Source organism: Shinella sp. 838 (assembly GCF_029623935.1).
Classification (GTDB): domain Bacteria; phylum Pseudomonadota; class Alphaproteobacteria; order Rhizobiales; family Rhizobiaceae; genus Shinella.
In genome coordinates this window covers 147,003-168,758 of record NZ_JARSBQ010000001.1, presented here as the reverse complement: position 1 = coordinate 168,758, position 21,756 = coordinate 147,003, and the positions used below count along the sequence as shown (strand labels likewise).

Below are 21,756 nucleotides of genomic sequence, written 5' to 3'. Positions count from 1 at the left end.
GCGGCTTCCTCCCTGAGATCCAAGGGTCGATCCGTTCCTCCAGAAACATTAACCGACCGATCGGTTATCTATTTAGCATTCGAAACATCACAAATCAATGGAATTTTTCCTGAATTCTGTGATGTCTCATCGCAGCAGCAAGCATCATACCACAAACCATGCTTTTCCCTATGAAAAGTCGACCCGGCGTGCCTCGCGCAACAGGGAAAGACGACGCAGCGTTGCCTCGCTCGCTTCCGGCAAGGCACCGGCCGCCGTGACGAAATGGCGGGCGACATGCAGATCCGCCTCGGGGGAGAGGCCGAGGTAAAGGTCGGCAAAGAGCGCCCTGGCCGCCTCTCCCGGCCAGTCCATGGGCAGGGCCGTCTGCGGCAGGCGCGGATCGCGCAGTACGACGAGACGGAACTGGTGCACGAGCACCAGCCGGGCGACGAGGCTTTCCGCTGCGCCGAGCCGCACCCCGCCGGCAAGGAGATCGGCGAGGCGCCCGAAGCGCCGGAGGAAGCCGTCATAGGCCTCGGCATGCAGCGCAAGGTCCCAGTGGTCGGCCGCAAAGGCGCCAAGGTCCCCCTCGCCGCTCACCACGTCACCCCGGAACACGACGGCCGGTTGCTTGAGAAGCGGGAGGGCGCGCGCACCCACCGCTAACCGCGGCCCCAGCCGGGCATGGCCTGCCCGCTCAAGGGTCTGCATCGCCTCGTCTGGCGCCGTTCCGGTCAACTGCACAAAATGCCACTCGGCCGCTTCCGGTGGACCGAAGAGCAGGCGGGCAGCGGCGGCAAACTCCGCCCGAGCGGGCGCGGCGAGGCGGTAGAAGCTTCGCCGCCCTTCCCGCTCTCCGGACAATTGCCCGGCCGCGACAAGGCGCGAGACCGCGGTGCGCACCAACGTCTCGCTGATGCCGATGGCAGCGCAGGTCTCGATGAGATTGCCGGTCCACACCACGCCGCCCCGCGGCTCCACGACATCGCCATAGATGGTGACGATGAAGCTGGCGGCCTTCAGCGGGCTCTCCTCGATGATGGTCCTGAGCATCGCGCCAAACATGCTCTCCATCCTGTCCTTGTCCGCCGGCAAACCAGCCCCCTGCCCTCGTTCCATTTCGATAGTGGCCGAGGACTAGCCCAGAATAGGCCGTGGCGGGAAGCCCCGCCCGGAAATCCGCAGATAAAGGCATATTCTCGTCAGCAAATATTAAGTTGCATCTGCCATCGTCCGTCGATCGTCGGAGGCCGGGCAGAACCCTTCCCGAGCAGACAGGGCGCGTGGGGACAGACGAACCGCGATGAACGACCGGAATACGCAGCTCTCCCTTCACGGGCTGGGATGTTACATCCCCGCCATCGTCGTCGCATTTGCCGCGCTGATCGCCATTTTCCTTGCCGATTCCCAGAAGCAGCGGCTGGAAGAGGAGTACCTGCGCTCCTTCACCACGGAACAGCTCGGCGTGCTACGCTCGCGCCTCGAAGGCAATATCCAGGGTGACATCAATCTCGTACAGGGCCTCGTCGCGGCGCTCTCGACAGAGCCCGACATGTCACCGAGCCGCTTTGCCGACCTTGCCGGTCGCATCTTCCGCAAGGACACGCAGCTGCGCAATCTTGCCATCGCGCCGGACTTCGTCGTCTCGCTCGTCTATCCGGTCAAGGGGAACGAGCGCAGCATCGGCCTCGACTACCGCAAGAACGAGCGCCAGCGCGCCGCGGCCATGCAGGTGAAGGCGCTCGACCGGCTCATCGTCACCGGCCCGGTCGATCTGGTGCAGGGCGGGCGCGGCGTGATCGCGCGCTACCCGATCCATGCCGGGCGGAACAACGCCTTCATCGGCATCGCCTCCGCCGTGATCGACCTCGACAGGCTCCTGGCCAACAGTGGCTTCGGAAAAGACCTCAAGGTCGCCGTTTCGCTTTCCAGCCGGCCGCATGTCGGCGGCGAGGCACGAACCTTCTTCAGCACGGCCACCCCCGTCGATGCCGACCCCGTCGTCATGACGATAGACATCGGCCACGAAGCCTGGACCATGTCTGCAGCGCCATTGGGTGGCTGGCGCCAGCCGTCCGCCGATCTCACCCTGTTTCGCACCGGCCTCGCGCTGCTGGCCATCATCATCGTCGCCCCCATGTTCTGGGTCGGTTACCTGATGAAGGACCGCCATCGGCATATCCTGGCGCTTCAGGACCGGGAGGATCAGCTGGAAACCGTCTCGCAACGCCTGCAGCTCGCGCTCGACGCCTCGCGCGTCGGCGTTTGGGAATTCGACACGGAATTGGCGACACTCACCTGGGACGCTCGCATGCGCGCCCTCTACAACGTGCCGCCCGACCAGCCAATCTGCCGCTACGAGGACTGGCGCACCGCGCTTCATCCCGACGATCTGGAAGAAGCCGAACGCGTTTTTTCGGACGCCATCGAGGCCGAGAGGCCCTATCTCACGGAATTCCGCGTCCTGACCGTCGGCGGCGACATCCGCCATATCCGCGCGCACGGCATGACCTATCGCGCCTCGTCAGGCGCAAAGCGTATCGTCGGCGCGAACTGGGATGTGACGGAGGACATCCGCCTCCAGGCCGAACTGCTTGAGGCCAAGCTGACGGCGGAGGCGCAGAACCGCGCCCTGGAAGACGCTCGCCTCGTTCTGGAGCACAATTCACTGCACGATGCCCTCACCCGGCTTCCCAACCGGCGTTTCCTCGACCAGCAGCTCGCGCTGGCCGGTATCGGCGAGGACACCCGTCCCCTCACCCTGCTGCATATCGACCTCGACCGCTTCAAGGACATCAACGACACGCTCGGCCACGCCGCCGGCGACGAGGTGCTGAAACAGGCGGCCGGTGTACTGCGCGCCCATATTCCGGCAGCGGACTTCATCGCCCGCATCGGCGGGGACGAATTCGTGCTCCTGTCGCGCCGTGAGCCGACAGAGGCCGATTTCGGCACCCTCTCCGCCCGCCTCATCGAGGCGATCAGCGAGCCGATGGCGATCGAAGGCCATGACTGTCGTATCGGTGCGAGCATCGGCATTGCAACGCGCAACGATGCGGAAGAATCCGCCGAGCAGTTGCTCGTCAATGCCGATATCGCGCTCTACGAAGCCAAGCGCCGTGGGCGCAACCGCGTGGAAGCCTTCAACGACGAGCTCCGCCTGCGCACCGTGGAGGTCAAGCGGCTCGGCGACGACATTCTGCGCGGTCTCGAACGCGGAGAATTCCACCCCTACTTCCAACCGCAATTCGATGCCGAAACGCTGGAGATCGTCGGCGTCGAGGCGCTGGCACGCTGGCAGCACCCAACACGCGGCATCATCATGCCCGATGTGTTCCTGCCCGTGGCCGAGAGCCTCAATGTTGTCGCCCGGATCGACGAGGCCATCCTCGAACAGGCCCTGTTCCAATCCATGCGCTGGGAGGGACAGGATCTCGGCATCGCCCGCGTCTCCGTCAATGTCTCCTGTCAGCGCCTGCGCGACGACAACCTTCTCGAAAAGCTGCGCGCGATGAACATTCGCCCGGGTTCGCTGACCTTCGAACTGCTGGAATCGATATCCTTCGATACGCTCGACGACGGGCTGAAGCAGGCCATCGACGGCATAAAATCCCTCGGCATCGAAATCGAGATCGACGATTTCGGCACCGGCCACGCCTCCATCGTGAGCCTCCTGGAGCTGTCTCCGGCGCGGCTGAAGATCGACCGCCGGCTGGTGCAGCCGCTGCTCGAATCCACGGCACAGCAGAGCCTCGTCCGCTCGATCATCGACATCGGCAAGGTGCGCGATATCGAGACAGTTGCGGAGGGTGTCGAAACATTGGCCCATGCCGAGCTGCTGCGCGGCCTCGGCTGCCATATCCTGCAGGGCTATGCCTTTGCCCGGCCCATGGGCGCGGATGATTTCCTCGCCTTCGCCAAGGCTCGCGGCTGGATGCCGGCGGCGAAGACCGGCCTTACGACGGCAAGAGCGAGCTGAGCGTATCCGCAACCGCCCGGCCGTCATGCTGGCCGCGCTGCCAGGGATCCTCGAACTCGCCGATCACCCGTTCGATGCCGAGCCGCATGCCCACCTCTTCCAGCGCGCCATTGCCGAGATAGGCAAAGCGGCCGACGGTCTTTTCGAAGGGCAGCAGCTGGTGGTTTGCCAGGACGTGGGTGAAGGGACGCCCATCCGCCCCCGCCTGCCGCCGCCAGAGCGCGGTGGCAATCTCCAGCATGCGCGCCACATCCAGTCCGCGGGTCTCCCGGCATTGCAGCATGTTGCCGATGAAGACGCGACGAGCATGCGCATTGCGCGCTATGGCCGGGACGATGCCCTCGACCAGGAAATGCGGCAGGACGCTGGTGAAGAAGCTGCCCGGCCCGAACACGATGGCATCGGCGCTTTCGAGACTTTCCAGCACGGCCTCGTTGGCCGGCACAGCCGCGCCGCCCCGGCCGGACAGCACAATGTCGCGGATGCCCGTCGCACTCGCCGCATCGTCGAGCGCCGTCACCCTGTGCTGCCCCTCAACCCCGGTGCCATCATTCAAAACGGCGGAGAGGTCGACACCATCGGCGGCCGTGGACGGCCAGACATGGCCGGCAATGTCGCAGAGCTTGCGGAAGACGAAGATGGCGGTGTTGATGTCGCTGTTGTGGGCGAGATGCGCGCCCGTCAGGATGAAGTTGCCGATGCTGCCGTTGCGGAAATCGAAATCCGCCCCGATCGCCGCGCGAAAGGTGCGCAGGTAGTTGAGGATAGCGCCGCGCAGGCCCGGCTCCATGCGCTCCAGCAGCGGATGCACGCCCTCCGCGTAGAGCGCGAATTCCGTGCGGGCATCGTCTTGCGTGCCGCTGGTCATGCGCGCGTTGCAGACCTTGACGACATCGCCCGCCCGGCCTTCGCCATGCGCCATGGTCATCAGCGCCTGGCGGATGTCACCGACGGCGAGCACGCCGAGGTTCTCGCGGATGATCTTGGAACTGCCGCCGCTGTCCCAGGCCGGCACGATGCGCGTCAGTCGCACCGGCTTGGAAAGCAGCGCCAGATTGGTCGTGCGGCACGCAGTGCCGCCCGAAAAGAGCACGATATGCGGCAAACGGCTTTCAGCCATCCGATCTCCTCTTGGTTTCACGCAATTTCGGACGCAAAACCGCTGCACACCTTTGCTGGAATTGCTCCAGCTTACGGCCCGATATTATACGCAGCCCCGATGAGGGTCTTTGTATAATCCTCCCGCGGGGCGCTGAAAATGGCGTCCGTGGGACCTTCCTCCACGATCTTGCCGTCCTTCATTACCACCACATAATCGCTCATCGCACGCACCACCGACAGGTCGTGGCTGATGAAGACATAGGAAAGGCCGTAGCGGGACTGGAGATCACGCAAGAGCTCGATTACCTGCCCCTGCACCGAACGATCGAGTGCCGAGGTCGGCTCGTCGAGGATCACCGCCTGGGGTTTGAGGATCATCGCCCGCGCGATCGCGATACGCTGCCGCTGGCCGCCCGAAAACTCGTGCGGATAGCGGTTGCGCGCCGCGGGGTCGAGCCCCACCTCCTTCAGCGCCGCGATTGCCCGCTGGTCGCGGTCGGCTCGCGAAAGCTGCGGCTCGTGCACATAAAGCCCCTCGGTGATGATCTCGCCGACCGTCTGGCGCGGCGAAAGCGAACCGTAGGGATCCTGGAAGACGACCTGCATGCTGCGCCGGAGCGGCCGCATGCCGGTCCGGTCGAGGCCGGAAATATCCGTCTTGCCGAAGCGATAGGCGCCCTTGCTGGAGATGAGCCGCAACAGCGCCCGCCCGAGCGTCGATTTTCCCGAGCCGGATTCGCCGACTACGCCGATCGTCTGCCCTTCGTGCAGGCTGATGCTGACATTGTCGACAGCCCGGAAGGTGTTGGCGCGTTTCTTCAGGAAGCCGCCGTCGATCTTGTAGTCGACGATGACATTGCGGCCCTCGAGGATGATCGGCGCGTCATCCGCCGGGGCCGCCTTGCGGCCATGCGGCTCGGCCTCGATCAGCATGCGGGTGTAGTCGGCCTGCGGATTGTCGAAGATGTCAGCCGTCCCGCCCTGTTCGACGATCTCGCCGCGCCGCATGACGACGACGCGTTCGGCAAAATGCCGGACGATGCCGAGGTCGTGCGTGATCAGCACGATCGCCATGTCGAAGCGTTTTTGCAGATCGCGCAGCAGTTTCAGGATCTGCGCCTGGATCGTCACGTCGAGCGCCGTCGTCGGTTCGTCGGCGATCAGGATGTCCGGCTCGTTGGCAAGCGCCATGGCGATCATCACGCGCTGGCGCTGGCCGCCGGACATTTCATGCGGATAGCTGTCGATACGGCGCTCCGGCTCCGGAATGCCGACCAGCTTCAGGAGCTCCAACACACGCGGCCGGGCTTCCTTCCGCGTGCCGCCGCGGTGATGCACGATCACCTCGGCGATCTGCTTGCCGACAGGATAGAGCGGATCGAGCGAGGTCATCGGCTCCTGGAAGATCATGGTGATTTTTGCACCACGGATCTCGTTGAGCGCCTTCGGCGGCAACCCGACCATTTCCTGCCCGCGATATTTCGCAGAGCCCGTGACCCGGCCGTTGCTCGCGAGCAGTCCCATGATGCCCATCATGGTCTGGCTCTTGCCGGAGCCGCTCTCGCCGACCACCGCCAGGGTCTCGCCGGGGCGGACATCGAGGTTGATGCCCTTCACCGCATTGACGTCCCCGTCCGGCGTCGTGAAGGACACCTTCAGGTCGCGCACGGCAAGGATCGGCTCCATGGTTTTCTGTGTCTCTGCCATGTCAGCGATCCTTCGGGTCGAATGCATCGCGCAGCCCGTCGCCGACGAAATTCAGCGAAAAGAGCGTGACGACGAAGAAGATGGCGGGAAAGATGAGCAGCCAGGGCGCGGACTGGATGTTGTTGGCGCCTTCGGCGATCAGCGAACCCCAGCTCGTCAGCGGCGCCTGAACGCCGAGACCGAGGAAGGAGAGGAAGCTTTCGAGCAGGATCACCTTGGGCACGATGACCGTGACGAAGATGACGACCGGGCCGATCGTGTTGGGGATGACGTGCCGGCGGATGATCTGCCAGTCCGTCAAGCCCAGAGCCTCCGCCGCGCCGATGAATTCCCGTCGCTTCAAAGACAGCGTCTGGCCGCGCACGATGCGGGCCATGTCGAGCCACTCCACCGCACCGATGACGATGAAGATCAAGACGAAGCTGCGGCCGAAGAAGACGACGAGCACAACAACCAGGAAGACGAAGGGCAGCGAGTACAAAATTTCGACGAAGCGCATCATCACATTGTCGACGCGCCCGCCCATGTAACCCGAGATCGCGCCGTAGACGACGCCGATACCGAGCGAGACGAGGCTGGCGAGAAGGCCGACCGCGATGGAGATCTGCCCGCCGAGCATGACGCGCGCCATCAGGTCGCGCCCGTTTGTATCGGTGCCGAACAGGAAGTATTCCCGGTCGACTACACCCTTCAGCGTGAGCTTACGCCCCTCGTCCTCGGTCGCCGTGACCTCGGTCTTGTCGAACTCGTTGGCCCGGTCGAAGTAGCGCGTGGCGCGTGGATCGATCGGGTCCTTGGCGGTGATGACCGCCGTGAAGGCTTCGCCCTCGACGGAAAAGGACTGCAGCTCGACGCGGGCGCGGGTGGCGACGCCCTTCATCGCCTCTTCCAGTGAATCCTCGCCCGGCCGCGGCTCGAGGCTCGGCGGGATGGTGACATAGGAAGAGAAGACCTGGTCGTAGCTGTGGCTGATGAAGAACGGACCGAAGAAGGCGAAGCACGCGATCAGCACCAGCATCACCGAACCGGCCATGGCCGGGCGGTTGCGGCGGAAGCGCATGACGGCGAGCTGGAAGAGGCTGCGCCCCTTCACCTCGCTCCCGGGTACGGGGGAAACGACGGCGTCAGTCATGGCGAACCCTCGGATCGAGCAGGCCATAGAGAATGTCGACCAGCAGATTGAAGACGATGACGAAGATGGCGATCAGGACGACCGTGCCCATGACGAGCGTATAGTCGCGGTTGATCGCCCCGAGCACGAAATAGCGCCCGACGCCGGGGATGGTGAAGATGGTCTCGACCACGGCGGAGCCGGTCAAAAGAGCGGCAGCGCAGGGCGCGAGATAGGACACGATGGGCAGCATGGCGCCGCGCATGGCGTGCACCACGACCACCGATTTTGCCGGCAGGCCATAGGCCCGCGCGGTGCGGATGTGGTCGGTGCGCAAGGCCTCGATCATCGAGCCGCGGGTCAGGCGCGCGAAAACCGCAAGCTGCGGCAGGGCGAGTGCGATCATCGGCAGGATGAGGAAGCGCAGCGAACCGTCGCCCCAGCCACCCGCCGGAAGCCAGGCGAGCACGATGGCAAAGATCAGCGTCAGGACCGGCCCGACGACGAAGTTCGGCACCGTGACGCCGACCGTCGCGACCGACATGACCGCGAAATCCAGCGCACTGTTCTGACGCAAGGCCGCAATCGTACCGACGATGACGCCGCCGATAAGCGCCAGGAGCAGCGCATAGAAACCAAGTTCCATCGAGTAGGGCAGACCCTTGCCGATGAGTTCGGCAACGGTGTTATCCTTGTAGATGTAGCTCGGTCCGAAATCGCCGCTGACGGCATTGCCCATGTAGGTGAGGTATTGGCGCCAGAGGGGCTGATCGAGCTGGTAGGCTCGCATCAGATTTTCCATCGTGGCAGGCGGTAGAGGGCGTTCGAGATTGAACGGGCCGCCGGGCGCAAAGCGCATGAGAAAGAACGAGATTGTGACGACGATGAATAGCGTCGGCACGGCGCTTGCTAGGCGCCGCAGAACGAATGCAAACATGACTAGGTCTCCCCAGATACGAAAGTGCGCGGCCTCAGGAGGCCGCGCACTTTCGTCGGATCATTCCGAAACGCTGAGGAAGCGGCTCAGGTGCTGGTTGGCGGCATTGTCCTGCCAACCCTGAACCTTGCTGGAGACGAGCCACAGGTCGGCCTGCGTCAGGAGCGGGGCGATCGGCTGTTCGCGCATCAGCACGGCTTCTGCGTCATGCAGGACCTTGGCGCGCGCCGCCGGGTCACGCTCTTCGTACGACTTCTTCATGAGGTCATCGAACTCGGCATTCGTGAACTTGCCGTAGTTGAAGGTCTTGTTGGTGCTGACGCTGAGGGCCAGGAAGTTTTCCGCATCCGCATAGTCGGCGACCCAGCCGGCACGCGCCACGTTGAACGCGCCGCCTTCCTGGAGATAGGCGTAGTGCGAGGACACGTCGAGGTTCACCAGCGACACATCGGCGCCGAAGGTGTTCTTCCACATGTCGGCAACAGCCGTCGCCACGCGCTCGTGGTTCGGGTTGGTGTTGTAGCGCAGCTCGATCTTCAGCGGCTTGCCGCCTTCGCCGTAACCGGCTTCCTTCATCAGCTTGAGCGCCTCGTCCTCGCGGTCGAGCTGCGAGAGCGCGCCGAAATCGGCATAGGCCGGCTCATAGCCCTGCATGCCCGGGGGCACCATGGAATAGGCCGGAAGCTGCGAGCCGGAATAGATTTCCTTGGCCAGGAAGTCGCGGTCGATGGCCATGGAGAGCGCGCGGCGCACGCGAACGTCGCTATAGGGCTCGGTGCGGGTGTCGAAAGGGTAGTAGTAGGTTGCCAGCGTCGGCGAAACGTGGACCTGCTCGCCATAGCTCTTCTTCAGGCGCTCGATCTGGTCGGCAGAGAAGTTGTAGACGAGGTCCATTTCCTTCGCCTCGAAGCGACGGACCGAGGCGGCCTGATCGTCGATCGGGTAGAAGATCACCTTGTCGAGCTTGACGTTGGCAGCGTCCCAGTAGTTCGCGTTCTTCTCGACGACAAGATTGTCGTTCGGCACATGGCTGACGAGCTTGAAGGCACCGTTGGAAACCATCGTGCCGGGCTTCACGAAATCCGCGCCGTTCTTTTCGACGCTGGCCTTGGAGACCGGCAGCGCCGTCTGGTGCGCGAGCAATTCGAGGAAGAAGGGCGTCGGACGCTCCAGCGTCACTTCCAGCGTCGTGGCATCGACAGCCTTGACGCCAAGCTGGTCGAGGCCAAGCTCGCCCTTGTTGACCTTTTCCGCGTTCTTGATCGGATAGAGGATGTTCGCGTAGCCGGCCGCCGTCTTCGGATCCTCAACGCGGGTGAAGGAGAAGACGAAGTCTTCCGCCGTCACCGGCGAACCGTCCGACCACTTCGCGTTGCCGCGCAGCTTGAACGTGTAGACCGCGCCGTCGTCGGAGACGGTCCAGCTTTCCGCAGCGCCGGGAACGATCTTGCCCGAGGCGTCATAGATGGTCAGGCCTTCGTAAAGGTCCTTGAGGATGAATTCTTCGATGTTGATGGAGGTATGTGCCTGGTCGAGGGTCTGCGGTTCACCCGCATTGCCACGGTGAAGCACCGTTTCTGCCAATACAGGGCTGGCGCCCAGCAGGATTGCACCTGCAAGAAGAGCCGCACGAAAGCCAATCATTCTGTTTGCCATTTTGTTTTCCTTCCCCGGTTGTTATTTTGGGTGCGACATCAATTGTCCCTGTTTGCGAACTTGGCAAGCCCCTAAAAACACGAAATGCACAAAGGTCGCAGACCTCTCGCAACGCCCGATTTTTCAAGTGAAACGCGCCCTTCTCCGCCGCTACACCGCGAAAAATGAGAAAAATATTTGCATTTGCCGATTTTATTCGCAGTTTTCTGCCCATCGTTTTGCACCGATTTCTGCGATCTATCGCCCATCGAACACTTGAGCCAGAAACGGAGTCCCAAGATGAACTGGTTGAAGACCCTCGCCGCCGCCGCAGCACTCCAGGCCGCCATCCTCGCCCCGGCCCATGCCGGTGAAAACCTCGCAGCCGTACAGGCCGCCGGCGCGCTGAAGATCGGTACCGAAGGCACCTATGCGCCCTTCACCTACCATGACACCGACGGCAAGCTGGTCGGCTTCGATGTCGAGATCGGCGAGGCCATAGCCAAGAAGCTCGGCGTCAAGGCCGAGTTCCTGGAAGGCAAATGGGACGGCCTGATCGCCGGCCTCGACGCCAACCGCTACGACGCCGTGATCAACCAGGTCGGCATCACCGAGGCACGCAAGCAGAAGTACGACTTCTCCGAGCCCTATATCGCTTCCAAGGCCGTGCTGATCGTGCGCGCCGACGACGACAGCATCAAGGGTTTCGCTGACCTCAAGGGCAAGAAGTCCGCCCAGTCGCTGACCTCCAACTTCGGAAAGCTTGCTCAGGAAGCCGGCGCCGAGCTCGTCGGCACCGACGGTTTCGATCAGTCGATCCAGCTTGTCCTGACCGGCCGCGCCGATGCGACGATCAACGACAGCCTGTCCTTCCTCGACTTCAAGAAACACAAGCCGGACGCGAATGTGAAGATCGCCGCCGAGCAGGAAAACGCCGACTATTCCGGCGTGATCATCCGCAAGGGCGAGCCGGAGCTTCTGGAAGCGATCAACAAGGCACTCGTCGACATCAAGGCGGACGGCACCTACCAGGCGATCTCGGACAAGTATTTCGGGCAGGACGTCTCGAAGTAATTCCTGGCCGAGAACCGCTTCGCGGCGGCTCCGTCCTCGACTATAGATAAAACCATGACCTGGCCGGGGAGAACCCCGGCCAGCCGCATTTCCGGAGGTTTTCCCGTGCCGCCGTGGCTTCAACTGATGCTGGATTCGCTGGTCCCCCTGCTGTGGGCCGCGCTCGTCTTCACCATTCCGCTCACCCTGCTTTCCTTCGCGCTTGGACTTACCCTCGGCCTCGTCACGGCCATCGCCCGACTGTTCGGGCCGCGTCCGCTCGTCGCCATTGCCCGCTTCTATGTCTGGGTGATCCGCGGCACGCCGCTGCTGGTGCAGCTTTTCGTCATCTTCTACGGCCTGCCGAGCATCGGCATCCTGCTCGACGCCTTTCCGGCCGCCCTCATCGGCTTCACGTTGAATGTCGGGGCCTATACGTCGGAAATCATCCGCGCCGTCATCGCCTCCGTGCCGCGCGGCCAGTGGGAGGCGGCCTATTCAATCGGCATGAGCTGGTCGCAGGCGATGCGCCGCACCATTCTGCCGCAGGCGACGCGCGTCGCCGTGCCGCCGCTCTCCAACACCTTCATATCGCTGGTGAAGGACACGTCGCTTGCGGCCGCCGTCACCGTACCGGAGCTGTTCCAAACGGCCCAGCGCATCGTCGCCACGACCTACGAGCCGCTGATCCTCTATATCGAGGCGGCGCTGATCTATCTGGCGCTCAGCTCTGTTCTTTCAGCACTGCAGGTCCGGCTGGAACGGCGCTTTGCCCGCTATGGCGGCTTCCTGGAGGCTCGCACATGATCGAACTCAGCCATATCGAAAAACGCTTCGGCGACAACCTCGTGCTGCGCGACATCAGCCTCAGCCTGCCGGAGGGCACGGTCACGGCTCTGGTCGGCCCTTCGGGCGGCGGCAAGAGCACGCTGCTGCGCTGCATCAACCTGCTGGAGACGCCGACCTCGGGCTCCATCAAGCTCGGCAGCGAGACGATCGACTTCGCGCCCGGCCGCAAGGTCGGCTGGGACGCGGTACAGAAGCTGCGCCGCCAGACCGGAATGGTCTTCCAGAACTTCCAGCTCTTCCCGCACCAGACGGCGATCGCCAACGTGATGGAAGGCCTCGTCACCGTCCTCAAATGGCCCGCGGAAAAGGCACGCGCCCGCGCCGTGGAACTGCTCGAAAAGGTCGGCATGGCGCACAAGGCCGACGCCTGGCCGGCAACGCTGTCGGGCGGCCAGCAGCAGCGTGTCGCCATTGCCCGCGCGCTTGCCCCCTCGCCGCGCGTCCTGCTCTGCGACGAGCCGACCTCCGCGCTCGATCCGGAGCTCGCGGAAGAGGTGGTCGAGGTGCTGAGCCGGCTCGCCCGCGAGGGCACGACCATGGTCATGGCAACGCACGATCTGCGCCTTGCCTCGCGCGTTGCCGACACGGTCGTTTTCCTCGATGGCGGCGTCATCGTCGAAGAGGGGCCGCCGCGCGCGATCTTCTCGACGCCCGAGCGCGAGCGCACGAAAAAATTCATCGCCTCCCTCAGTGCGCCGCAAAGTTACGATATCTAAAATACACGTCGCCTCACGTTACGGTAGCAAGGAAATCCGGTTCGCGGCAGTTGCATCGGACAGGCGATTCAAGCAGAGTGACGGGATATGCGTACCTCGCCATGCCCCGGCATGTCCAACAGGGGAGAAAGCCTCATGATCAAGAAAACACCGAATCCGATCGACGTCTTCGTCGGGTCCCGCGTCCGCTTGCGGCGGCTGATGGTGGGCATGAGCCAGGAAGCGCTTGCCGACCGTCTCGGCGTCACCTTCCAGCAGGTACAGAAATACGAAAAGGGCACAAACCGCATCAGCGCCAGCCGCCTGCAGGCCATCGCCGAAGTGTTCCGCGTCCCGCCGAGCTTCTTCTTCCAGGATGAAGACAGCGCCACGCCGGCCGCCGGCGTCGGGCATGAGACGGGCGACGTCTCCACCTTCGTCTCCTCCAAGGAAGGCCTCGACCTCAACCGCGCCTTCCTGAAGATCGATGATGCGGGTGTGCGCAAGTCGATCATCGCACTGGCAACGGCGCTGTCCAAGGCGAGCGCCGCTACAGAGGCCGGCGAACGCGCAGAAAACGCACCGGAACTGCGGATCTGACCCCACATGCCAGCACGGCTGCAGACGCTCGGTCATCTGCGCCTGCTCGACGAGGGCGGCAATGACATCGTCTTTCCCGAAAAGGCGCTCCTGATCCTTTGCTATCTCCAGACGCGCGGCGTGAGCGACATGCCGCGGGCGGATGCGGCGAGCCTCTTCTGGGACGACAGCAACACCGCCGCCGCCTTCGCCAATCTCCGGCAGACCGTTTCACGAACCCAGAAGCGCCAGCGGGAGCTGGACCGGATCTATCTCACCTTCACCGACACCGCGATCGGGCTCGGGCCGGATGCCGTCGAAAGCGATATCGACGGGGTTCACGATGGCGCATGCCTCCCGGTGCTTGCCGCCACGCTGATCGACGACTTCCTCAAACATGTAAAGCCCGGCAACCGCGCCCTTTCGAGCTGGATCATGCTGCAGCGGGCCGCCCATATGGCCATTCTGCGCGGCGCATTGCTCGATAAAAATGGACAGGGAGGCACCGGCTTGCGACAGGCGCGCGCCGCGGCAGCCCTGCGTCTCCTGGAAAGCAACCCGGACGACGAGGAAGTGCGCGCCATGCTGACGGGCCGGCCGGCCGCGTCCCCAATCCTCATGACCGCGCAGCCGCCTGCCCGCGTACTGACGCTGCAAGACGCGGATATCGGGTTTGCCCGGCCGAATCCGCCGCGCGTCGTGCTGCTGCCACCGGTCACCACGCTGGCCGCCCGGGCAGCCACGCGCTTCAGCGAAGCGTTGATCGAGGACGTGACGATCGGCCTCTGCGCACTGCGCTCCATTTCGATCATTGCACCGCATACCGCCGCGCAGATCTCGCTCCAGGCCGACAGGGCGGCCACCTACGAGCGCCACAAGATCAGCTACATCCTGGAAACACGGCTGCGCGACGAGGGCGACCACCATTCGCTCTTCACCCAGCTCATCTTCTTCGGAAGCGATGAGGTCGTCTGGGCCGAACGATTCCCGCTCTCGGCTGAAGGCCTCGCCCGTTCACGACAGATGATCTCCCACCAGATAGCGGGTTCGATCGCGACGGAAATCGAGCGCAACGAGCTCGTGCGCGGCGACTACGAAATCGATGCGAAGGCCTACCGCAGCTTCCTCACCGCGCAAGGCCAGTCGAAAAATCTCGACCTGCGCGACATCCGTCGTGCACGCAAGAGTTTTCGAGAGGCATTGAAGGAAAACAGCAACTATGCGCCTGCTTTGGGGGGCTTGGCACACAATTACTTCCTCGAATGGGTTCTGACCGCACGCGGCGACCATGAACTGCTCAAGCAAGCAGAACTTCATGCCCAAAAAGCGATCGAGGTCGATGAGCGCCTGCCCTCGGGCTACCGGGAACTCGGCATCGTCAAGCTCTATACACGCCAGTTTGACGAGAGCGCAGCCTATCTTGATCGCGCCGAGGAGCTAAGCCCCAACTATGCCAACGTCATCGCGAGCTACGCGGATACACTTGTACAGGGCTCTCGACCAGATATCGGCTTGCAGAAGATTGAGCATGCAATCGAACTCAATCCATTGCCGCCGGACGAATATTTCTGGATCGCGGCGAGTGCCTCGTATGCGCTCGACAGATATGAAGACGCTCTCGCCTACATAAACCGGATGAACGACAAGCAGCCGGCCCATCGTCTATCTGCCGCAAGCTGGGCAATGCTCGGAGACCGCAAGAAGGCCAGGCTGTTCGTGCGGCGAACATACGAAAGCAATCCGGATTTCGATTTCGAATCCTGGACAGCGATTATACCATTTAAGGAGGAATGGCAGCGAAAACATTATTATGACGGGTTAAAGAAAGCCGGATTTTAATTAGGATTCACAAGGGAGAGCAGGCATGGCAAGAATAGTTATTTTGGGGATTAAAGGTGAAGCTGGTCTTTGGTCCGTCGATCTCGACGCAGGCACTGCGACGCAAATCGGGTCGCCCACGGGCGGGACCTTGAAGGCTGCCGATGATCTGCGCAAAGCGGGCGCAACAATCACCTCGGGTGTTGACCTCGCTGCCCTCGTTCCCGACGGCGTCGGCAGTTTGCCGGAACCCTCCAGCGGCATTTACGACAAGTAACCGTTGCACGCTTTGAGGCAGACATCCAAGCCGGTGTTTGCCCAAGAGACAAAAGACCACATGCAGGGCCCGAGCTACAAACGTCGCTCGGGCCCTGCAACCAGGCGCCACAGCCTCGTGTTGTTCGAAGAGGCAGGCCGGCAGCATTCCGCGCTCTCGCGCGCAAGCCCGGGAAATCTGCATCCTCAGTTTCAACCAAAATCAGGAGGAGCGAAAATGTCGAATGGCGTGCTTGGGCTTGAAGGAGAAACTGGCCTTTGGACGACGGATCTCGAAACGGGCACCATCACATCGGTCTCCTCCAGTTCGGCTGACGATCCCCACATAACCGGCAGGTTCAACACGCGTGGCGTGAGCGTCCCGATGGTGGCCGAAACAGCCGGGCCGTTTTCCGGCGGCTTTTACGGCAAGTGACCCCCAGCAGCCCCTCCGTGACCAGCTATTCGGATCGCCTCTGCAGCCCGGATGAGACCTGGAGCCGGATCGAGGCGCTTTTGCCTCGCTTCGGTGTCACGCGGCTTTCCCGCCTGACAGGCCTCGATTCGATCGGCATTCCTGTCTGGAATGCAGTCAGCCCCAATGCCCGTTCGATCGTCATCAATCAGGGCAAGGGCATCACCGATCTAGACGCGAAAGTTTCAGCCGCCATGGAGGCGCTCGAGCGGGCGATAGCCGGCGACCCGCTCGTTCCGGTCCGACATGCCTCGCGGCATGATTTTGCGAAGGCGGGGCAGGCCTGCCTACCGCTCGATATCTTTGTGGCAAGCGACCAGCCTTTCCTGTCGGAGACGGAAAGCATCGACTGGCTTGCCGGCAGCGACGTCACGACGGGCGAAACGGTCTGGGTTCCACGCGCAGCGGTCTGCCTCGACAGGACTGACCCCACGCCTCGGTTCTGGCAGTCCTCCGATGGCCTTGCCTCGGGCAATGCACCGATCGAGGCGACCCTGCACGGCCTTCTCGAGCGGATAGAGCGCGACGCAGACCGGTTGTGGCGGCTGCTGCCTCGCAGCAAGCGCCTTGCAACCGCGATCGACCCCACTGGCTTTGCCGATCCCATCATCGAGGATCTGCTCGCTCGATTCCGGACTGCAAAGCTGGAACTGCGCGTCTTCGACATCACCACCGACCTCGCAGTGCCAACCTATGCCGCCGTCCTCGGCAATACCGGGCTTCTTGCAAAGAAGACCCCTCTCTTCCACGATGCGACCATCGGCTACGGCACACATCCCGTGGCCACCCGTGCCCTCATCCGGGCCCTGACCGAAGTCGCGCAATCACGCCTCACCTATATCAGCGGGGCACGTGACGATCTTTTTGCCGAAACCTTCACCCGCCCGCTCGCCACCGAAACGCTTGCCCTCTTCGAAGCGTCGCCGGGCGTGGCGAAGTCCTACGACGCTCCCGAAGGTGACGCCGCCACGCTGCTTTCCCACTGCCTGGAGCGGCTCGCCACAGGCGGCATAACCCCCATTCTGGCGGTCCCGCTCACCGACGCATCCCTTCCCATCGCCGTCGTAAAGGTCGTCGTGCCGTCGCTCGAAAACCCTGAAGGCAAGCGTCGCCACGCTGTCGGCCACCGCGCCCTGTCGCGCATGTTGTTTGGAATGTCATGAAGATCCTGTTCGCAGGCCCGAGCCTGCCCGATGCTGCCGCACTGTGCGTGAAAAATATCGATGTCCGGCCGCCGGCTGCCCATGGAGACGTGCTCGCCGCCACGCGCGAAGGCGCGAAGGCGATCGGCATCGTCGACGGGAACTTCGAACATGTCGCCCCCATCTGGCACAAGGAAATCCTCCATGCTCTGGATCAGGGTATCGCCGTCTTCGGCGCGGCCAGCATGGGGGCGCTGCGGGCGGCGGAATGCGACGCCTTCGGCATGGTCGGCATCGGCCGTATCTACCAGGACTATGCCAGCGGCCGGCGCATGGACGATGCCGACGTCGCCCTGCTGCATGGCCCCGCCGAACTCGGTTACCCCGCCCTTTCACTCCCACTCGTCAATGTCGAGGCGACGCTCGACCGGTTGGAGAGGGAAAAAACCGTTGAAAAGCATGACATATTGACGCTGCGTATTGCCGCGGCGGCGCTCTTCTACAAGGAGCGGACCTGGTCTGCGATCGTCGACCGAGCCAAAACGGCATTGGATCGCACGGCGCTTCTGCAACTTCTCCTCGCAACAACGGTCGATCAGAAGCGTACAGATGCACTTGCCCTTCTGCACATCCTCGACACTTTCAACGAAAAAACCGCGAAAAAACAAGGAAATTGGACGTTTAGAGCAACATCGCTCTGGCGCTCGGTGGCCGATCAACCCGGAGCGTAAAAAAACACGCAGTTTCCCATTCCGCGTGTGTCACGCTTAAGTCACGCGCACAACCTCCGAGTCACGCCTATACTTCGTCCCAGGGGCTGAAAGTGAGCATTGCTCCCGGGGGCATAGGACATGAAAATCGAAACCATCGAGACCGAAGACAGGGGCACGGAATTGATGGCGCTGGCGCGGCTTGTCGCGTTTGCGCTCGAATCCGCCAAGTCGCTGGACGCAGAGGTTGTCGAGTTCTGCCTGGACAAGGCGCTGCGCGCCGTGCTGGACCAGATCGACGAACCTTCGCGTATGGCACTCACGTCAAACGACATCATACTGATGAACCGGTCAGCGCTCTGCTGACCGGAGGAACGGGCCGGTTAGCCGGCCGGGGGATAGCCGCCGTCCTCCTCCGCGGCGCTGATCGTGCGGACGGCCCGAACCTGCGGGCCGCCGCCGATCTTCTTAAAATTCTCCAATTGCGAAACGAAAACACACGGTTGCGCTGATCGCGGAACTCTGAAAGGTTCTCTTCTCGAAAAAACGCCCCGAAACCGGGGCCGACGGACAGAGGGAGAACAGCATGCGGAGAATTCTGGCAGGCGGCGTGGCCGCACTCGCGCTCATGACGGCGGGCATCGCCCAGGCGGAACCGGTGAAGATCGGCGTCATCACCACGCTGTCCGGCGGTGGCGCAGGCCTCGGCATCGACATGCGCGACGCCTTCCAGTTGGCGATCAAGCAATCCGGCAACAGCGAGATCGAACTCGTCGTGGAAGACGATGCGCAGAAGCCGGAACTCGCCGTCCAGATCGCCGAGAAGATGATCCAGAGCGACAAGGTCGACCTGATGACCGGCATCATCTGGTCGAACCTCGCCATGGCCGTGGTACCGAACACGGTGGCACAGGACGTCATCTACCTCTCGCCCAATGCCGGCCCGTCGGCGCTCGCCGGTGCGAACTGCCACCCCAACTATTTCAACGTCGCCTACCAGAACGACAATTTCCACGAGGCGATGGGCGAATACGACAACAAGGACTACAAGAAGACCTTCATCCTCGCTCCGAACTATCCGGCCGGCAAGGATGCGCTGACCGGCTTCAAGCGCTATTACAAGGGCGAGCTCGCCGGCGAGGTCTACACCCAGGTCGGCCAGACGGACTATGCCGCCGAGATCGCGGAAATTCGCGCTTCCGGCGCCGATTCGGTCTACTTCTTCCTGCCCGGCGGCATGGGCATCGCCTTCATGAAGCAATATGCCCAGTCGGGCGTCACCATTCCCGTCACCGGGCCCGGCTTCTCCTTCAGCCAGGACGTGCTGCCGGCGATCGGCGATGCCGCACTCGGCGTGAAGAACTCTGGCACCTGGGCGAAAGACCTCGACAACCCCGCCAACAAAGCCTTCGTCGAGGCGTTCCAGAAGGAATACAACCGCCTGCCCTCGATCTATGCCGCGCAGAGCTGGGACACCGCCAACCTCATCCTCTCGGCCATCGGAAAGGCAAGCGTGAAGGACAAGGACGCCTTCCGCGCCGCGCTGAAGGCCGCGGACTTCGCTTCCGTGCGCGGAAAGTTCAAGTTCAACACGAACAACCATCCGATCCAGGACATCTATGTCACCGAGGTCGTGAAGGAAGGCGACGTCCTGACCAACAAGATCATCGCCACCGCCTTCACCGATCACGGCGACGCCTACGCCGACAAGTGCTCGATGTAATCCGCGACCGGACATCCGCCCCCGGGCGGATGTCCCCGCATGACCTTCCGGACCAGCCACCTTGTCCCTCGCCCTCCTCATCGAGCAGTTTCTGAACGGGCTCCAGCTCGGTGTCATGCTGTTCCTTATCGCCGCCGGCCTGACGCTGATCTTCGGCGTGATGGGGCTGATCAACCTTGCTCACGGCTCGCTGTACATGGTCGGCGCCTTCGCCTGCGCCGCGGTCGCGGCCGCGACGGGTTCCTTCTGGCTCGGCCTTGTCGCCAGCCTTGCCGCCGCCGCGGCCGCGGGGGCCTTGATGGAGGTTGTCATCATCCGCCGGCTCTATGCCCGCGACCATCTCGATCAGGTACTCGCCACCTTCGCGCTGATCCTCATCTTTTCCGAGGGCACGCGCTGGCTCTTCGGCTCGTTTCCGCTCTATCTCGACATCCCGCCTCTCTTGCAGGGTGCCGTGGCACTGCCGGGCGGCGGACAATATCCACTCTACCGCCTCGCCATCATCGGCGTGGGCGTCGGTGTCGCCATCGGTCTCTACCTCCTGATCGGTCGCACGCGTCTCGGCATGCGCATCCGCGCCGGCGAATCCGACCGCGAGATGATCGCCGCGCTCGGCATCGACATCCGCTCGCTCTATACGATCGTCTTCGCCTTCGGTGCAGCGCTTGCCGGCCTTGCCGGCGCACTGGTCGGCGCGCTGCAGTCAGTACAGGTCGGCATGGGCGAACCGGCGCTGATTCTCGCCTTCGTCGTCATCGTCATCGGCGGCATCGGCTCGATCAAGGGTGCGCTGATCGGCGCGGTCCTCGTCGGCCTCGTCGATACGATGGGCCGTTTCCTGCTGCCCAAGGCGCTCGCCCTGATGATGCCGGCGACGGAGGCCGGTCCCGTCGGCGCCGCACTCGCCTCCATGCTCATCTACATCGTCATGGCGCTGATCCTCGCCTTCCGGCCGAGCGGCCTCTTTTCTGCGAGGACCTGAGGCATGATTTCCCGCGAAACGACGATCAACATCCTCCTCGCCCTTCTGCTCCCGGCCGCCGCGCTGACAGCGCTGCTCCTGGGCGAAGCCTTCTACATCACGCTTGCCACCCGCATAGCGATCCTGGCGCTGGCAGCAGTCGGGCTCAACATCGCCCTCGGGCTCGGCGGCCTTGTCTCCTTCGGCCATGCCGCCTTCTTCGGCCTTGGCGGCTACGTTACAGGCGTGCTGGCCACCCATGCCTTCAACATGGAGCCCATCGCCTTCGGTCTGCCGGGCACGACCTCCATGCCCATCATCTGGCTTGTTGCGATCCTCCTTTGCGGCCTCGTGGCACTGCCGATCGGCCTCATCAGCCTGCGCACGTCGGGCGTCTATTTCATCATGATCACGCTCGCCTTCGCGCAGATGATCTACTATTTCGCGATCTCCTGGCCGGCCTACGGCGGCGAAGACGGCCTGTCGCTCTCCATGCGCAACGGTTTTCCCGGCCTCAACACGGCAAAACCCTTCCCCTATTTCGTCGTGGTCTTCGTGCTCTTGCTTGCAGGGCTTTTTCTCTTCCACCGCCTGCAGGCCTCCCGCTTCGGCGCGGCGCTGGAGGCCGCACGACAGAACCCGGCAAGACTTGCCGCGACGGGCATCTCGCCCTTTACGATCCGCCTCGTCGCCTTCGTGCTCTCGGCCATGATCACCGGCCTTGCCGGGACGCTGTTTGCCGATCTCAACCGCTTCGTCAGCCCCTCCATGCTCTCCTGGCACATGTCGGGTGAACTGATCGTGCTGATCATCCTCGGCGGCAAAAGCCGCCTGTTCGGGCCGCTGGCCGGGGCGACGCTCTATGTCCTTTTCGAACATGTGCTGGGCGGCCTCACGGAGCGCTGGCAGCTCTTCCTCGGCCTCGTTCTCCTCGCCGTCGTCTTCTTCGCACGCGGCGGATTGATCGGCCTCCTGGCCGGGAGGCCTCGCCATGGTTGAACCGGTCCTCGAAATCAGGAACCTCGAAAAGTCCTTTGGCGCATT

Annotated in this window: 20 protein-coding genes; 14 read left to right on the top strand and 6 right to left on the bottom strand. The window is 63.1% G+C overall.

Annotated elements, in window-relative coordinates; genetic code table 11:
• Nucleotides 1-168 precede the first annotated feature (168 nt).
• On the bottom strand, nucleotides 169-1,077 hold the full coding sequence (paaX, locus tag P9A16_RS00790; RefSeq protein WP_371260048.1) for a phenylacetic acid degradation operon negative regulatory protein PaaX: 909 nt from the start codon (nucleotides 1,075-1,077) through the stop codon (nucleotides 169-171).
• Nucleotides 1,078-1,285: 208 nt separating this feature from the next.
• Here paaX and P9A16_RS00785 point away from each other — a divergent pair, with 208 nt between their 5' ends.
• Nucleotides 1,286-3,961, top strand: a complete 2,676-nt coding sequence (locus P9A16_RS00785) for a bifunctional diguanylate cyclase/phosphodiesterase (protein WP_023514717.1) — start codon at nucleotides 1,286-1,288, stop codon at nucleotides 3,959-3,961.
• On the opposite strand, the gene P9A16_RS00780 is transcribed toward P9A16_RS00785, so the two are convergent.
• From P9A16_RS00780 to P9A16_RS00760, 5 genes are all read right to left on the bottom strand, one after another.
• Complete coding sequence (locus P9A16_RS00780; protein WP_023514716.1) at nucleotides 3,939-5,081, bottom strand: gluconeogenesis factor YvcK family protein; 1,143 nt, start codon at nucleotides 5,079-5,081, stop codon at nucleotides 3,939-3,941. The genes P9A16_RS00785 and P9A16_RS00780 overlap by 23 nt on opposite strands.
• Nucleotides 5,082-5,152: 71 nt before the next feature.
• A complete protein-coding gene (locus tag P9A16_RS00775; protein WP_051758773.1) occupies nucleotides 5,153-6,796 on the bottom strand; it encodes an ABC transporter ATP-binding protein in 1,644 nt (547 codons plus the stop codon).
• The gene (locus P9A16_RS00770; RefSeq protein WP_023515827.1) at nucleotides 6,771-7,901 is read right to left on the bottom strand and encodes an ABC transporter permease; all 1,131 of its coding nucleotides are present in this window, start codon (nucleotides 7,899-7,901) and stop codon (nucleotides 6,771-6,773) included. The genes P9A16_RS00775 and P9A16_RS00770 overlap by 26 nt, the downstream gene beginning before the upstream one ends.
• The gene (oppB, locus tag P9A16_RS00765) at nucleotides 7,894-8,817 is read right to left on the bottom strand and encodes an oligopeptide ABC transporter permease OppB (RefSeq protein ID WP_023515826.1); all 924 of its coding nucleotides are present in this window, start codon (nucleotides 8,815-8,817) and stop codon (nucleotides 7,894-7,896) included. Before oppB ends, P9A16_RS00770 begins: the two co-directional genes overlap by 8 nt.
• Nucleotides 8,818-8,877: 60 nt before the next feature.
• Nucleotides 8,878-10,473: a peptide ABC transporter substrate-binding protein gene (locus tag P9A16_RS00760; protein ID WP_024271326.1), complete on the bottom strand. Its 1,596-nt coding sequence runs from the start codon at nucleotides 10,471-10,473 to the stop codon at nucleotides 8,878-8,880.
• Between the two features lie 279 nt (nucleotides 10,474-10,752).
• Here P9A16_RS00760 and P9A16_RS00755 point away from each other — a divergent pair, with 279 nt between their 5' ends.
• The 13 genes from P9A16_RS00755 to P9A16_RS00695 all read left to right on the top strand — a co-directional run bounded on the left by P9A16_RS00755 (nucleotide 10,753) and on the right by P9A16_RS00695 (nucleotide 21,711).
• Nucleotides 10,753-11,526 carry an amino acid ABC transporter substrate-binding protein gene (locus tag P9A16_RS00755; RefSeq protein ID WP_023517056.1) on the top strand — a complete coding sequence of 258 codons (774 nt, stop codon included), beginning with the start codon at nucleotides 10,753-10,755 and terminating at the stop codon, nucleotides 11,524-11,526.
• 105 nt (nucleotides 11,527-11,631) lie between these two features.
• Nucleotides 11,632-12,312, top strand: coding sequence for an amino acid ABC transporter permease (locus P9A16_RS00750; protein ID WP_023517057.1), 681 nt, complete (start codon nucleotides 11,632-11,634; stop codon nucleotides 12,310-12,312).
• On the top strand, nucleotides 12,309-13,070 hold the full coding sequence (locus P9A16_RS00745; protein WP_023517058.1) for an amino acid ABC transporter ATP-binding protein: 762 nt from the start codon (nucleotides 12,309-12,311) through the stop codon (nucleotides 13,068-13,070). Before P9A16_RS00750 ends, P9A16_RS00745 begins: the two co-directional genes overlap by 4 nt.
• A gap of 135 nt (nucleotides 13,071-13,205) precedes the next feature.
• Nucleotides 13,206-13,649 carry a helix-turn-helix domain-containing protein gene (locus P9A16_RS00740; RefSeq protein WP_023517059.1) on the top strand — a complete coding sequence of 148 codons (444 nt, stop codon included), beginning with the start codon at nucleotides 13,206-13,208 and terminating at the stop codon, nucleotides 13,647-13,649.
• Between the two features lie 6 nt (nucleotides 13,650-13,655).
• Nucleotides 13,656-15,467: a transcriptional regulator gene (locus tag P9A16_RS00735; RefSeq protein ID WP_024271325.1), complete on the top strand. Its 1,812-nt coding sequence runs from the start codon at nucleotides 13,656-13,658 to the stop codon at nucleotides 15,465-15,467.
• A gap of 25 nt (nucleotides 15,468-15,492) precedes the next feature.
• Nucleotides 15,493-15,723: a hypothetical protein gene (locus tag P9A16_RS00730; protein WP_024271324.1), complete on the top strand. Its 231-nt coding sequence runs from the start codon at nucleotides 15,493-15,495 to the stop codon at nucleotides 15,721-15,723.
• 216 nt (nucleotides 15,724-15,939) lie between these two features.
• A complete protein-coding gene (locus P9A16_RS00725) occupies nucleotides 15,940-16,137 on the top strand; it encodes a hypothetical protein (protein ID WP_024271323.1) in 198 nt (65 codons plus the stop codon).
• A gap of 17 nt (nucleotides 16,138-16,154) precedes the next feature.
• Nucleotides 16,155-17,339 carry a YcaO-like family protein gene (locus P9A16_RS00720; protein WP_245290439.1) on the top strand — a complete coding sequence of 395 codons (1,185 nt, stop codon included), beginning with the start codon at nucleotides 16,155-16,157 and terminating at the stop codon, nucleotides 17,337-17,339.
• A complete protein-coding gene (locus P9A16_RS00715; protein WP_024271322.1) occupies nucleotides 17,336-18,049 on the top strand; it encodes a TfuA-like protein in 714 nt (237 codons plus the stop codon). Before P9A16_RS00720 ends, P9A16_RS00715 begins: the two co-directional genes overlap by 4 nt.
• A 120-nt stretch (nucleotides 18,050-18,169) precedes the next feature.
• The gene (locus tag P9A16_RS00710; protein WP_024271321.1) at nucleotides 18,170-18,394 is read left to right on the top strand and encodes a hypothetical protein; all 225 of its coding nucleotides are present in this window, start codon (nucleotides 18,170-18,172) and stop codon (nucleotides 18,392-18,394) included.
• Nucleotides 18,395-18,614: 220 nt separating this feature from the next.
• Nucleotides 18,615-19,751, top strand: coding sequence for an ABC transporter substrate-binding protein (locus P9A16_RS00705; protein ID WP_024271320.1), 1,137 nt, complete (start codon nucleotides 18,615-18,617; stop codon nucleotides 19,749-19,751).
• 61 nt (nucleotides 19,752-19,812) lie between these two features.
• Nucleotides 19,813-20,733 (top strand): branched-chain amino acid ABC transporter permease, encoded by a 921-nt coding sequence (locus P9A16_RS00700; protein WP_023514842.1) that lies wholly within the window; start codon nucleotides 19,813-19,815, stop codon nucleotides 20,731-20,733.
• A 3-nt stretch (nucleotides 20,734-20,736) separates the two neighbouring features.
• Nucleotides 20,737-21,711 carry a branched-chain amino acid ABC transporter permease gene (locus P9A16_RS00695; RefSeq protein WP_023514841.1) on the top strand — a complete coding sequence of 325 codons (975 nt, stop codon included), beginning with the start codon at nucleotides 20,737-20,739 and terminating at the stop codon, nucleotides 21,709-21,711.
• The last annotated feature ends 45 nt before the right edge of the window (nucleotides 21,712-21,756 follow it).